The organism is Microbulbifer sp. GL-2, from assembly GCF_007183175.1.
Taxonomy (GTDB): Bacteria; Pseudomonadota; Gammaproteobacteria; order Pseudomonadales; family Cellvibrionaceae; genus Microbulbifer.
Genome location: NZ_AP019807.1, coordinates 87,442 through 101,425 on the forward strand (window position 1 = coordinate 87,442; position 13,984 = coordinate 101,425).

General features: G+C 51.6%; 10 protein-coding genes and 2 pseudogenes. 2 read left to right on the forward strand and 10 right to left on the reverse strand.

Annotated features, from left to right (window positions below; genetic code table 11):
- The first annotated feature begins 111 nt into the window (after positions 1 to 111).
- Positions 112 to 912, forward strand: coding sequence for an inner membrane protein YpjD (locus GL2_RS00400; RefSeq protein WP_143728775.1), 801 nt, complete (start codon positions 112 to 114; stop codon positions 910 to 912).
- A gap of 95 nt (positions 913 to 1,007) precedes the next feature.
- Positions 1,008 to 2,278: pseudogene (locus tag GL2_RS00405) on the forward strand (HlyC/CorC family transporter).
- A 22-nt stretch (positions 2,279 to 2,300) separates the two neighbouring features.
- Here the strand turns inward: GL2_RS00405 and rnhB are convergent.
- The 10 genes and pseudogenes from rnhB to ispC all read right to left on the reverse strand — a co-directional run bounded on the left by rnhB (position 2,301) and on the right by ispC (position 13,864).
- The gene (gene rnhB, locus GL2_RS00410) at positions 2,301 to 2,918 is read right to left on the reverse strand and encodes a ribonuclease HII (RefSeq protein WP_143728776.1); all 618 of its coding nucleotides are present in this window, start codon (positions 2,916 to 2,918) and stop codon (positions 2,301 to 2,303) included.
- Positions 2,915 to 4,081: a lipid-A-disaccharide synthase gene (gene lpxB / locus GL2_RS00415; protein WP_143728777.1), complete on the reverse strand. Its 1,167-nt coding sequence runs from the start codon at positions 4,079 to 4,081 to the stop codon at positions 2,915 to 2,917. Before lpxB ends, rnhB begins: the two co-directional genes overlap by 4 nt.
- Before the next feature lie 113 nt (positions 4,082 to 4,194).
- The gene (gene lpxA / locus GL2_RS00420) at positions 4,195 to 4,974 is read right to left on the reverse strand and encodes an acyl-ACP--UDP-N-acetylglucosamine O-acyltransferase (protein WP_143728778.1); all 780 of its coding nucleotides are present in this window, start codon (positions 4,972 to 4,974) and stop codon (positions 4,195 to 4,197) included.
- A 70-nt stretch (positions 4,975 to 5,044) separates the two neighbouring features.
- The gene (gene fabZ / locus GL2_RS00425) at positions 5,045 to 5,482 is read right to left on the reverse strand and encodes a 3-hydroxyacyl-ACP dehydratase FabZ (RefSeq protein ID WP_143728779.1); all 438 of its coding nucleotides are present in this window, start codon (positions 5,480 to 5,482) and stop codon (positions 5,045 to 5,047) included.
- A gap of 86 nt (positions 5,483 to 5,568) precedes the next feature.
- Positions 5,569 to 6,630: a UDP-3-O-(3-hydroxymyristoyl)glucosamine N-acyltransferase gene (gene lpxD, locus GL2_RS00430; RefSeq protein WP_172621012.1), complete on the reverse strand. Its 1,062-nt coding sequence runs from the start codon at positions 6,628 to 6,630 to the stop codon at positions 5,569 to 5,571.
- A 13-nt stretch (positions 6,631 to 6,643) separates the two neighbouring features.
- Positions 6,644 to 7,159, reverse strand: a complete 516-nt coding sequence (locus GL2_RS00435) for an OmpH family outer membrane protein (RefSeq protein ID WP_143728780.1) — start codon at positions 7,157 to 7,159, stop codon at positions 6,644 to 6,646.
- Positions 7,160 to 7,227: 68 nt separating this feature from the next.
- Positions 7,228 to 9,813: an outer membrane protein assembly factor BamA gene (gene bamA / locus GL2_RS00440; protein WP_143728781.1), complete on the reverse strand. Its 2,586-nt coding sequence runs from the start codon at positions 9,811 to 9,813 to the stop codon at positions 7,228 to 7,230.
- A 44-nt stretch (positions 9,814 to 9,857) separates the two neighbouring features.
- Positions 9,858 to 11,150 (reverse strand): annotated as a pseudogene (gene bamA / locus GL2_RS00445) (outer membrane protein assembly factor BamA); the annotation flags it as partial.
- A gap of 116 nt (positions 11,151 to 11,266) precedes the next feature.
- The gene (gene rseP, locus GL2_RS00450) at positions 11,267 to 12,622 is read right to left on the reverse strand and encodes an RIP metalloprotease RseP (protein WP_143728783.1); all 1,356 of its coding nucleotides are present in this window, start codon (positions 12,620 to 12,622) and stop codon (positions 11,267 to 11,269) included.
- Positions 12,623 to 12,679: 57 nt separating this feature from the next.
- A complete protein-coding gene (gene ispC / locus GL2_RS00455) occupies positions 12,680 to 13,864 on the reverse strand; it encodes a 1-deoxy-D-xylulose-5-phosphate reductoisomerase (protein ID WP_143728784.1) in 1,185 nt (394 codons plus the stop codon).
- Between the last annotated feature and the right edge of the window lie 120 nt (positions 13,865 to 13,984).

Below are 13,984 nucleotides of genomic sequence, written 5' to 3' on the forward strand. Positions count from 1 at the left end.
CGGCAGTATAGCCCAGGTACCCTCACAGCCGAAATATCGTCAGATCTTCCCTGTTTAAGCGGGCTGTGACACACTCCTCCTCTATCGCAATAAATGATACGGATCTACTCAATGGCGGCATTCGCCCACTGGACGGCCATCGCTCTATATATCGCCACAACTGCGGTCGCGGCGGGAGCTCTCGCCCGCGGTCGTCAGCCAAATAACAAACTCTTGCTGGCTCTGCTCGCAGGCGCACTGGTCACACATGCGATATCCCTGGTGCATATCCTATTCTCACCAGCAGGCTACCGCTTCGATCTGCTGGCAATGTTGTCCCTGATCGCATGGGTAGTAAACCTGCTACTGCTTATTCTGGCCGCGGGGCGCCCGCTAACCCTGTTAATCCTTATCTTTGCTCCTGTGGGTGCACTCACAGAGTTCGCAGCATCACACACCTGGGGTTCTGTTGAACCACACCAGCAACTTTCTTCAGGCATTGCCGTTCACGCGCTGCTATCGATTTCAGCCTACTCCCTGCTGACCCTGGCAACCCTGCAAGCGATTTACTTGTACTACCTGAATCAGCAGCTACACAACCACAAACCCGTGGGAGCCACCCGCCTGCTACCGCCGCTACAGAGTATGGAATCACTACTTTTTGGCTTGATCGCATTCGGGCAACTTCTGCTAACCGCCTCACTGATTACCGGATTTGTATTTGTGGGCAACCTTTTTGAGCAGGGCCCACTGCACAAGACAATACTCTCCATCATTGCCTGGGTACTCTACAGTATCCTGCTATGGGGGCACTGGCAGTGGGGCTGGCGCGGCAATACCGCAGTTCGCTGGACACTTAGTGCTTTCGCCGCCCTGATGCTGGCTTACTTTGGCAGCAAATTGGTAATGGAAGTGATCCTGCAACGCGGGTAAAACGGCTGGCCAACCAGCATAAAAGTGACCGGAAAACTTGCGGAGGTCCGCGTTCTACTCCAATATCTCCGCTCCCAAATAAGAAGAGTTCTCCCTTGAACGAGATGCCCCCGGGCCTGCTATTTAGCTTGCTGGCCCTGCTGATTGTCATATCGGCTTTCTTTTCCAGCTCCGAAACCAGCATGATGGCGCTGAACCGCTATCGCTTGCGACATCAGGCCAAAAGTGGTCACCGCGGAGCCAAGCGGGCAGTTGAACTCCTCGCGCGACCAGACAAACTGATCGGCGTTATCCTGATCGGCAACAACCTGGTGAATATTCTTGCATCGGTTATTGCCGGAGTCGTGTTTACCCAACTCTATGGAGATGCCGGCGTATTTTATGCAACTGCGGCCCTTACTATCATTATTCTGATATTTGCCGAAGTTACCCCCAAAACCATTGCCGCACTTCACCCCGAAAGAGTTGCATTTCCGGCTTCCTTGATTTTGCGCCCACTACTATGGCTGCTTACCCCATTGGTCCTACTGGTAGGCAGTATCTCCAACGGGCTCGCAAGACTCGTCGGCGTGGAAACAACCGCTGGCAGCGAAGCTGAACATCTGGCTCCCGAGGAGCTGAGGACTGTTGTATTTGAGTCCGGCGCCCTGATCCCCAGTAAACACAAAGGCATGCTCCTGAATGTACTGGACCTGGATCAGGCCACAGTTGAAGATATTATGATCCCCCGCAATGAGGTGATGGGAGTCGACCTGGAGAACAGCGCCGAGGAAATTCTCCAGCAACTGGCGGAGAGCAGTTATACTCGACTGCCGGTCTACAGGGGAGATATCAATAAGGTCGTCGGCATACTGCATTTACGCCGCGCTGCACAGATTCTGCGCGACGGCCCCGATAACCTGACGGCAGAGCGCCTCAAATCCTTCACCGATGAACCCTACTTCGTGCCGGAAGCTACCCCCTCCCCACTTTATTAATGAATTTCCAGAAGACCAAGCGCCGCATGGGGCTGGTGGTTGATGAGTACGGGGAAGTGATGGGAATCGTTACCCTGGAAGATCTACTGGAGGAAATTGTCGGCGACTTCACCGCAAGCCAGGTGCCCAGCGACGACGAAGAGATCGTAGCCACCGGGGAAGGCTGGTATATGATTGAGGGCGGCACATCCATTAGGGATATCAATCGCACCCTCGGTTGGCACCTACCCACCGATGGCCCCAAAACATTTAATGGCCTGGCGATGGAGCACCTGGAAAGTATTCCAGATGGCAATATCAGCCTGTACATCCTCAATTACCTGGTGGAAATTGAAGAGGTCTCCGACAAGATGATTACTAAGGCCCGGGTTAAGAAAATAGATCGCTGATCTCTCAGCACAATCGGCTGAATCAGGCAAAGTCCATCAGCAACCGTTTCACCGGGGCAAAACTCACCCGGTGGACAGGGCTCGGACCCAGCTCACCCAAAGCGTGTATATGGGCTTTAGTGGGGTAGCCCTTGTGACCAGCCAGGCCATACCCTGGATATTTCTTATCCAACGCTACCATTTCACGATCGCGGGTCACTTTGGCAAGGATAGAGGCAGCCGCTATCGCTGCAACCCGGCTATCACCTTTCACTACTGTATCGCAGGGGTAAGTCCAGTCTGGCTTCTTGTTACCATCCACCAGAACAAATTCCGGCTGAACAGGCAACTGCTCCACTGCGCGATGCATGGCCAGCAGGCTCGCCTGCAGGATATTGATTTGATCAATTTCCCGTACTGATGCGCGAGCTACTGAGTAGCTCAGCGCGCGCTCTCGAATTTCATCAAAAAGTAATTCGCGTTTTTTTTCACTTAACTTTTTTGAATCTGCCAGCCCTGTAATCGGTCTGGAGGGGTCCAGGATTACTGCCGCAGCGACCACATCCCCAGCCAATGGACCTCGCCCCACCTCATCAACACCCGCAAGCAAATCGCCCTGATAAGAGCAAACATACTGAGGAAGTTCTTTCTTACTGTTCATGGCTGATCTCCGCTTGAATTTAACAGACCACAAACCGCATCCGCAGCACGCTCAGAGGCATTGCGGCGTAATTGTTGGTGGAGATCATCGAACTCTCTCTGTAATTGATCCCCAAGCAACGGGTCCTCAAAATAGCGTATTAAAGCAGCCCCGAGATTCTCAGCCGTGGCGTTGCTCTGCAGAATTTCAGGGACCAATTCCCTCTGTGCCAATAAATTGGGTAGGGAAACCCAGGGGGTGTGCAACATTCGCGAGACAATGGCATAGGAAATCCTGCCCAATTTGTAAGCAACCACCATGGGTTTTTTAAGCAACATCGTTTCCAGTGTTGCGGTTCCCGAAGCAATCAGCACACAATCCGCCGCACTGAGTGCTTTATGGGAGTCGCCACTTAACAGGGTTACGGGAAGGCCGGGGAAATCCCGCAGCTGCTCCTGCAATTCAGCAAGGCGCTGTTCGTTCGCAGCGGGCAATACAAACTTGAGGTCAGAATTGCGCTGGTGACACCAGTGGGCCGTTTGCAAAAACAGAGGGCCAAGTAACCGCACTTCTCCGCCGCGACTACCTGGCAGCAGGGCAATGACCCTGTCACCCTGATCAAACCCCAGCTCTTTACGCGCAGTAACGCCGCTGACCTGAAGCGGAATATCATCTGCCAACGGGTGCCCAACAAATGATACCGGCACCTGATTTTCCCTGTAAAAATTAGCCTCAAATGGTAACAGCGTCAGCATATGATCAACTGCACGGGCAATCTTTTTAATCCTCCCGCGACGCCAGGCCCAAACCGAGGGACTGACGTAGTGCACTGTCTGGATTCCCTCAGCTTTTAGAGACTCCTCTAGGGAAAGGTTAAAATCCGGCGAATCAATACCAATAAAAAGGTCCGGCGGATTTTCCATAAAGTGCTGGCGTAGTGAACGACGAATTTTCAACAGCTCAGGCAGGCGTTTTAACGGCTCAACCAACCCCATTACTGAAAGGCGCTCCATCGGAAAAAGGGATTCAGCTCCAAGGGCCAGCATGCGAGGGCCCGCTATACCGTCAAAACGAACCTGGGGCAGGCGCTTTTGTAGCGCTTGGATCAGCCCCGCCCCGAGAATATCCCCAGAAGCCTCACCGACAACAATGCCGATACGGATCGGTTTATTATTTTTTGACACGCCTAAAAATTCCTCCTGAGCGGAAGTAACTCTGTGTTCGTATAAATCGTGAAAGTTACCAAAGACTATTTCGGGAAGTGCAAAATATCTGCCCTCCCCAAAAGCAATTGCGGCTATCGGACAATGCCACGGGAAGAATTCTGTAGGGAGTCAATCCATGGCTGGATCACCGGGGATTGCTCGCGCAACTCCGCCAGGGCCTGAAGGGCCTCCTGCAGGGTGAGGCCACGCCTATAGACTGTTTTGTAGGCTCTATTGATCAATGAGATATCCTCACGGGAAAAACCACGACGACGCAACCCTTCAGTATTGATCGTCTTCGCTTCTGCCGGATTGCCAGCAACCATGACATAAGCGGGGACATCTTTACCAATAGCCGCACCCATGCCCAGAAAAGCATGCTCGCCAATAGTGCAATTCTGGTGCACCAGGCTGTAGCCACTCAAAATCGCCCAGTCCTTAACAATCACATGGCCAGCAAGCCCAACATTGTTGACCAATATAGTGTGGTTGCCGACAACGCTATCGTGACCGATGTGTGCATAAGCCATAATCAGGTTATCATTGCCGATCGTTGTCTCCCCGCGGTCCTGCACAGTACCGCGGTGAATGGTTACACCCTCGCGAATAACATTGTTATCCCCAATAACCAGGGTGGTATCCTCACCCTGGTACTTCTTATCCGGCGTATCCTGACCTACAGAGGAAAACTGGTAGATCCGATTATTTTTTCCGAGCCTGGTTGGGCCACTTAAAACTACATGCGATGCGATATCACAGGCATCACCAACTTCAACACCGGCTCCAATAATAGAATAGGCCCCGATACTCACCCCGGAACCGATAACTGCCGTCGGATCGACAATAGCTGTGGGGTGGATATTTGTCTGCATTCTGGAATCTACTCCTCAGGTAGCGACACATCCGGCGCTACAACATCAAATAAATAGCAAAACAGGGAAGCTACACCTTTTTCACTGCACACAGCAGTTCCGCGGAGGCTGCCAACTCACCATCTACGCTGGCCTTACAGGAGAATTTCCAGATATTACGGCGCACGGAAACAGCCTCAGATTCCAGATCCAGGCGATCACCTGGAATTACCTGACGCTTAAAACGCGCCTTGTCCACACCACCAAACAGGTATAGATAGCCATCTTCAGGCTTTTTGCCAAAAGTCTTAAAACCTAATATCCCAGACACCTGTGCCATAGATTCAACGATCATAACACCGGGAAAGATCGGCATCTGTGGAAAGTGACCGTTAAAGATCTCTTCATTCACGGAGATGTTTTTATAACCCTTGATATATTTCCCTTCCTCGAGCTCCACAATCCGATCTACCAATAAAAATGGATAGCGGTGTGGTAGGTACTCGCGTATTTCACATACATCCATCATTCCAAATGCCCCCAGAAACCACTTCGGGGCGTTAAACGCCCCGAAAACAACAAAAACAAAATTTGATTATCTCGATTTCAGCTGGCTCACTCGTCCTGGCCATTTCGGCGGGACAAGTCCTCCAACTGTTTCTCCAAATCCTTTAGCCTTCGAGCCATTTTATCCAACTGCCCGAAACGCACCGCGTTACGGCGCCAGGTCTGGCTGTCGGAAAAAGGCAAACCACCGGAATAGATACCAGGACTTTCAATGGATTTGGTCACAAAAGTATTGGCGGTAACTTGGCAGCCATCAACAATTGTCACATGTCCTGCAATACGCGAGCTGCCGCCCAGGGCACAATTCTTACCAATGATTGCACTGCCAGCTATGCCGGTACACGCAGCAATGGCTGAGTAGTCACCAATATGCACATTGTGCGCGATTTGGACCAGATTGTCGATCTTGACACCGCGCCCAACCACCGTGTCGCCTAATGCCCCACGATCGATACAGGTATTGGCTCCAATTTCAACTTCATCGCCAATTTCCACCCCGCCAAGCTGGTAGATCTTAATCCACTTACCCTTGTGAGGGGCAAATCCAAAACCATCAGCACCGACCACGACTTGACTGTGAATAATACAGTTGCGCCCAATCTGACAGCCGTGATGCACAATAGCGCCAGCATACAGGCAGCTTCCCTCCCCCAGGGTGCTCCCCTCTCCCACAAAACAATTGGCCCCAACTACAGTGCGAGGGCCAATTATTGCAAAAGCCTCGACAACAGCACCTGCGGCCACACTGGCCGTAGGATCCACTGTAGCTTTAGGGTGAATCACTGCAGCTGGATGTACACCTGATTCAGCCTCTGGAGCGGTATTAAACAGGGCACTTGCACGAGCAAAGGCTAAGTAGGGGTTATCCACGCACAGGGTGGAAACTGGACATTCAGCAGCAAACTCCCCGGTGACCAATACCGCCCCAGCTTCAGTAGCGCTGAGGAAGCGGCGGTAACTGGGGTTTGCCAGGAAGGTCAACTGTTCAGAGGTGGCATCCTGCAGGGTATTAAGGCCGGTAATCTCTAGGGCTGGATCAACGCCTGGCGCCAGGCGCAAGTCGGCGCCCAGCTCTTTTGCGAGCTGGGTCAGGGACAAATTGTGTCTCATATAGGGCTATTGCTTACTTATCTGCATTCATACGCTTTACAACAGCCTCGGTCAGGTTAACCTGAGGGTTGGCGAAATAAGCAGTGGAGGCATCCAGGACCAAATCCAAATTCTGCTCTTTAATAATCGCTTCCAGCGCCGTCTTGGCCTTAGGTCCGAGGGAACCCTGGATTTCCTGACCTACCTGGGCCTCTAGAGCGCGCAGTTTCTTAACCGTAGTCTCAAAATCTGAACGCTTGAAATTCATTTTGCGCTGGTACTCGGTTTTCTGCTCATCTGACCAAGTCACACTATTTTTCTGACCATCCTCAGCCATTTTCTGCAGCTCAGAACGAATGGACTCTGCGCTGCTTTGCAGCTTGGAATATTCGGAGCTGGTCTTCAAAGAATTAACTTTTGTTTTGGCCACTTCGGTGCTCATGATCGCAGCCTGCAAGTTAAATACTGCCACCTTAGTCTGCGCGAAGGCAGTACCGGATAAAGCTATACCCGCGAACAGGATTGCAATAACTTTTACATTCTTAAGCACTTTGGTCTCTCCAATTGATTATATTTTTTGCGCCTTCATTGCGCCTAATAAGGTTATTCTCAATGAAATCAGAAGCTGTTACCCAGGGTGAACTGGAACACTTCCACATCATCATCCTCATTTTTCTTCAGGGCTTTCGCCAAACTGAAAGTCAGTGGGCCAAAGCCTGTCACCCAAGTCAAGCCTATACCAGCAGAAACATTCATTTTGCCAAAATCTACATCGTAACAATTGAGCTGGGTTTCGTCGCAACTGGTGTCGAAGACATTACCTGCATCAATAAAGAAGGCCGACTGCAGGGAGCGCTGATCCTTAATGAAAGGTAAAGGGAAGATAATTTCGGCGCTACCTTCTATTAAGATATTGCCGCCGAAGGGGTCAGGCTTATTATCGATCGCCTCTGTAGCCAAAGTGCCATCATCGTTAACCAAATAACATGTTTCTGTAATCTCTCCATTTTCTGTTGCACATGGGGCAAACCCAGAAACAAATTCTTCGTCTTCATCTTCGTACGTAAAAGGTTGGTAACTGGCAGCAGAAGTAGACCTAGGCCCTAAGGTATTGCGCTCAAATCCTCGCACTGAGCCAAAACCACCCGCATAAAAATTTTCAAAGAAGGGAAGCTTATCAAGATCACCATAGCCATCTCCGTACCCAAGGCGGGTCCGCAGCCGCAAAGTCAAGCTCTTTGTCAAGGGACGAAAGTACTGACCAGTATAAATAAATTTGTAATACTCCAGGTCACTACCGGGGACGGTAAATTCTGCTGATAAATTCTGAGATGCGCCCCTAGTAGCCAAAATCCCACGGTTCAAGGTTGAGCGAGCATAGGAGGCCGTTAAGCTCAGGTTATTGAATGCATCCCCATAACGATCGATAAAACCATTAGCATTAAACAAGCCATCGGTAAGTGGCATTGCAAGATCTAAAGTTTCATCTGAGTTCAACGCAGCAACTATCTCATCCGCCTCAGCAGCAGTAATAGTTCCGGTCAAACCAACTGGCTCGGGAGTGGAACTGATTTCCTGTACTGAACTGCTTGAAGCTGACAACTCAAGATGACTAAAGCCTACATTCAACCCTACTCGGGAAATTTCAGAAACCGGATAGCCAAAGCTAACCCCACCACCGTAAGTCGTGGTGTTATAGTCAGAAAGATTTACCTCTGAATAGTCGTTTTCCCGATAGAAAACATTAAACCCGCGACTAACACCATCCGGTGTAAAATAAGGATCAGAATAGGAGAAGTTGAGCGCAGTCTGATAGGTTGACACATTGAGCCCGATACCTACCGCTTTACCGGAACCCAACCAGTTGTTTTCCTGAATATTAGCACCGAGCACAAGCCCGCTACTCTGGGCCCAGCCAAGAGTACCGCCAATAGAACCAGAGGGCTGTTCCTCAACGGTATATTCCACATCAATCTGGTCTGAAGTGCCTGGTACCTCAGTAGTCTCCACTTCTACGCCCTTGAAATAACCGAGGCGCTCAAGGCGTACTTTGGATTGCTCGATGCGAGCAGAGGAAGCTGAAGCCGATTCCATCTGGCGCAACTCACGACGCAAAACCTCGTCCTCGGTGCGGGTGTTTCCGCGGAAACTGATGCGGCGAACATAGGCTCTCTTGCCAGGGTTAATAAAGAAGGTGATTTTTACCGTTTTCTCTTCTTTATTTGGCTCGGGAATACCATTCACTTCGGCGAAGGTGTAGCCCTCATTACCGAGGCGCTTGGTAATATAGTCGGAAGTTGTTGTCATCCTCACCTGAGAGAATGTTTGCCCTTCCCGCACCAGGAGCAGGCGCTTGATTTCCTCCTCTCCCACGACAGGGTCACCTGCAAGGTCCACTTCACTGACCGTATAAACATCGCCTTCAATCACGTTAACAGTAATGAAAACACTCTGCTTATCCGGGCTCAGGGAGACCTGGGTCGAATCAATTTGGAAATCAAGATAGCCACGATCGAGGTAATAGGACTCCAAGCGCTCCAAGTCACCGGTCAGTTTCTCGCGAGAGTATTTGTCATCGCTGCGCAACCAGGATAACCAACCGGTTGTCTGCAGCTCAAAAATCTCCGCCAGCTCCTCATCGGAGAAGGCCTTGTTTCCGACAACATTGATGTGCTTAATCGCAGCGACCGAACCCTCATCTACAATCACGCGAAGCTCTACTTGGTTTCGCGGCAGCTCCTTCACTTCTGTCTTGACACTGGCTCCATAGCGGCCCTGGGCAACATATTGCCGCTCAAGCTCCTGAGCAAGGCCCTCCAGGGTTGCGCGCTTAAAAATCTGCCCTTCCGACAAGCCGTTATCATGCATGCCTTTCAGCAGATCTTCAGTGGAGATTGCCTTGTTACCGCTAATCTCAATTTTCGAGATAGCAGGGCGCTCCCGTACCGTCACGACCAGGACACCGTTTTCACGGCCTATCTGTATATCCTCGAAATAGCCAGTACGAAACAATGCCCTGGTTGCACTTTGAATCTCCACAGACTCGATTTCATCACCCACCCTAACGGGTAGAGCAGAGAAAACTGTACCGGCAGAGACGCGCTGCAACCCTTCCACACGGATATCGTTGACCACGAACGACTGTGCTAAGGCACTCAGTGGGAGCACCAGGCCGAGGGAGGCCGCTTTCAGGAAATCTTTCATCTACTAATTCCAGGTCTTTTTATTCGCAATCCAGGAGTTACAGCACCTACTAGTGCCCCGTTTCCCCCAGAGTCCGGGGGGTCCTCTAACGTGTATTCGATATCAATCTAGTCTGAGGTGCTAGGTACCTCAACAGTTTTAACGTCTACGACCTTGACATAACCAAGGCGCTCGAGACGCACTTTGGATTGTTCAATACGAGCGGAAGAGGCCAAAGCCGATTCCATCTGGCGCAACTCACGACGTAAAACTTCATCCGCAGTACGGGTGTTTCCGCGGAAACTGATACGGCGTACATAAGCGCGCTTACCCGGGTTGATAAAGAAGACAATTTTTACTGTCTTCTCATCTTTATCTGCTTCTGGAATACCGCTTACGTCAGCAAAAGCGTAACCCTTATTACCCAGACGCTGGGCAATATAATCGGAAGTCGTGGCCATTTTCACTTGAGAGAACGTCTGGCCTTCACTTACTAGCAACAGGCGCCTGATCTCTTCCTCCGGTACTACAGGGTCACCGGCCAACTCCACTCCACTAACTGTATAAACATCATCTTCAATCACATTGACTGTAATAAAGACACTCCGCTTGTCAGGGCTCAGAGATACCTGAGTAGAATCAATCTGAAACCCCAAATAGCCACGATCCAGGTAGTAAGATTGCAGGCGCTCCAGGTCGCCGGTCAATTTCTCACGAGAATACTTGTCATCTCTACGCAGCCAGGACAACCAACCGGTAGTTTGCAACTCAAAGATTTCTTTAAGCTCTTCATCGGAGAATGCCTTATTCCCGACGATATTGATGTGCTTAATCGCTGCAACAGAGCCCTCATCAACGATTACACGAAGATTAACCTGGTTTCGAGGCAACTCCTTCACCTCAGTGTTAACACTGGCACCGTAGCGGCCCTGGGCCACATACTGGCGTTCAAGCTCCTGAGCCAAGCCTTCGAGAGTCGCACGTTTAAAGATACGCCCTTCAGCCAGACCATTTTCCTCCATACCTTTCAGCAGATCTTCAGTGGTAATCGCCTTATTTCCGTTAATCTCGATGCTGGATATAGCTGGCCGCTCCCTTAGGGTAACAACGAGAACATCATTTTCACGACTTATCTGGATGTCCTCAAAATAACCGGTGCGGAACAGTGCCCGGGTCGCACTCTGGACTTCCCGCGTTTCAAGTTCGTCGCCGACCCGAACCGGAAGTGCTGAGAAAACCGTACCCGCAGAGACGCGTTGCAATCCTTCCACGCGGATATCGTTGACCACGAACGACTGTGCCAAGGCACTCTGTGCCAGCATCAGGCCGAGGAAAACCACTTTCAGGAAGTAATTCATCTACTAATTCCAGGCCCTATTAATTGCAATCCAGGAGCTTCAGCACTTTAAGAGTACTCACTACCCCCCAGCACAATTTTCCGCCCCTAATCCGTGGAGTCGGAATTTTTCTCAAATTACAAGCGTAAAATATCGTTATATAACGCGAGCCCCATAATGCAGAGCACCAGGGCCATCCCCACCTGCAAGCCAAGCACCTGAACCCGCTCTGACACAGGGGATCCCTTGATCGCTTCAATACCGTAGTAAAGAAGGTGACCGCCATCGAGTACCGGAATGGGTAACAGATTGAGTACACCGAGACTGATACTGAGCAGAGCCAATAATGACAGGAAGGACTGCCATCCCCGCTCTGCGGAAGTACCCGCCACTTTAGCAATGGTGATTGGTCCACTCAAGTTTTTGGTTGAAAGTTGACCAAATATCAACTTTTTCAAACTATTCAAGGTGAATAGGGTTTTATCCCACGTCTCCTGCACGCCCTTGGAGAAAGCGCCCGCGACTCCATAGTGAAATACCCGCACGCGATCCTCGGGCCAGGATTCAGATATCGGGCTCACTCCTATGCGGCCGATTCTCTTACCATCATCCAGTGCCACTTCAGCGGGAGTGACCGACAGCGTCAAACGCTGTCCCTGACGCTCAACCTGTACCTCCAAAGGTACGCCGGCACGGGCGCGGACATATTCGCTCCACTCTTCCCAGCCGGAAAAGACTCGCCCATCAGTACCGACTATTTGATCGCCGGCACGGATTCCTGCGGCACTGGCTGGACTGCCTTTCGCCACATTGTAGAGTTTCATACTTACCGGTGGCGTCCAGAGCTCCAGTCCCACCTCAGACAAGGGGTCCGGTACTTCCTGCCCCGACAGCCAGCGATTTATATCCGCGACCATGTGGTATTCGAGATTGGAGTCAGGGTAGCGTACAGAAAACTCAATATTGCCACTGTCGCCTAAACGGTTGGCCAGACGCCAATTCAGGGCCTGCCAAGTTGGGGTACTCTCCCCATCGACAGCAATTATCTCCTGACCGGACTCCAGCCCTGCTGCCTCGGCGATACTGTCGGGCTTCACAGACTCGACGATAGGCACCGGGCCAGCTGTGCCCCCCATGAATACTGCCCAAAACAGCACTATTGCCAATAGGAAATTGGCCGCAGGCCCGGCGGCGGCGATCGCCATGCGCGCCCAGACACTTTTGCGGTTAAAAGCCTGGTCCAACTCACTAGGGGGAACCTCCCTTTCCCGCTCATCCAGCATTTTGACGTAACCGCCAAGGGGAATAGCAGAAATAGTAAATTCCGTACCATGACGGTCATAGCGGGAGAGAAGCCGGCGACCAAAGCCCACAGAAAAGCGCAACACCTTGACTCCGCAGAGACGTGCCACCAGGAAGTGTCCAAACTCGTGGAAGGATACCAGTACACCGAGAGCCACTAGGGCCCAAATTACCGTCTGAATTAAATCCATGCTCAGTTACAGTCTCTTTTCATGCACAAACCCCGGCATTATACGCCTGCTGACCATTTACAGGCCTCCAAGGGTCCGCTTGGCCAACTCCCGCGCATTGAGATCAATGGCTTCGACTACGTCCAGGCCTGTCAGTTCAACAACCGGGGTGCTATTCATTACTTTTTCTATAGCCGCTGCAATACTAGTAAATGCAAGCCGTCCCTGTAAAAACGCCTCAACAGCGACTTCATTTGCCGCATTCAGCACCGTCGGAGCGCTCCCCCCCACATCAATTGCGCCCTCAGCCAGGCGCAGGCAGGGGAAGCGTCGGTAATCAGGGGTCTGAAAATCCAATCGCCCTTGCGCAATCAGGTCCAGGGCCGGCACTCCTGCATCAATACGCGAAGGAAATGCCAATGCGTGGGCTATTGGCGTACGCATATCCGGGTTACCCATCTGTGCCAGCAGAGAGCCATCCCGGTATTGGACCATCGAGTGGATAATACTCTGCGGATGCACCACAACCTCAATTTGCTCAGGGTGCGCATCGAACAGATAGCAGGCCTCAATAAATTCCAACCCCTTGTTCATCATGGTGGCAGAGTCGACCGAGATCTTCCGCCCCATGGACCAGTTCGGGTGCGCACAAGCCTCATCAGGTGTCACCTTATGCAGGTCACCAGTCTCACGTGTGCGAAAGGGGCCGCCGGAACCGGTGAGCAGTATCTTCTCCACGCCAGCATCCGCCAAGCTGGCACACGGGTATGGCAAACACTGGAAAATCGCATTATGCTCGCTGTCGATTGGCAGTAACTGCGCACCACTGGCCTGGAGAGCCTGTAGAAACACAGGCCCGGCCATAACCAGAGCTTCTTTATTGGCAAGTAGTACCTTTTTACCAGCCTCTACAGCCGCCAGTGTTGGGCGCAGGCCGGCAGCACCAACAATAGCCGCCATGACAACATCCACTTCACCCGCAGAGCCCACGCGACAGAGCCCTTCAAGCCCACACAAGACCTCAGTATCCGTCTCATCAGCCAGCAGAGCCCGCAACTCCTCGCCCTTATCTTCGCTGGTGACCACAGCGTAGCGGGGGTTAAACTTGCGGCATTGTTGAGCGAGTTCAGCCACACGCTCATTAGCGGTCAAGGCAAACACCGAATACTGCTGGGGGTGACGGGCCAACACATCGAGCGTACTGACACCAATGGAGCCAGTGGAACCAAGAACGGTTACAGTTTGTAGAGACTTGCCTTGCATAGTTGCTCTCATACCTGGAAAACTGCCGGCACTACCAGCCTTTCCGCACCGTCAATCTCCGACGACACGGGCAAGGCGGGATAGAACCGAAATACTGATAAAAAAGGGCAGGTGCGCCAG

Bases quoted from the DNA above. Each gene is read 5' to 3' on its own strand.
- ispC (WP_143728784.1), bottom strand. From the start codon at position 13,864: ATGCAAGGCAAGTCTCTACAAACTGTAACCGTTCTTGGTTCCACTGGC.
- bamA (WP_143728781.1), bottom strand. From the start codon at position 9,813: ATGAAAGATTTCCTGAAAGCGGCCTCCCTCGGCCTGGTGCTCCCACTG.
- GL2_RS00400 (WP_143728775.1), top strand. From the start codon at position 112: ATGGCGGCATTCGCCCACTGGACGGCCATCGCTCTATATATCGCCACA.
- rnhB (WP_143728776.1), bottom strand. From the start codon at position 2,918: ATGAACAGTAAGAAAGAACTTCCTCAGTATGTTTGCTCTTATCAGGGC.
- fabZ (WP_143728779.1), bottom strand. From the start codon at position 5,482: ATGATGGATGTATGTGAAATACGCGAGTACCTACCACACCGCTATCCA.
- rseP (WP_143728783.1), bottom strand. From the start codon at position 12,622: ATGGATTTAATTCAGACGGTAATTTGGGCCCTAGTGGCTCTCGGTGTA.
- lpxA (WP_143728778.1), bottom strand. From the start codon at position 4,974: ATGCAGACAAATATCCACCCCACAGCTATTGTCGATCCGACGGCAGTT.
- lpxD (WP_172621012.1), bottom strand. From the start codon at position 6,630: ATGAGACACAATTTGTCCCTGACCCAGCTCGCAAAAGAGCTGGGCGCC.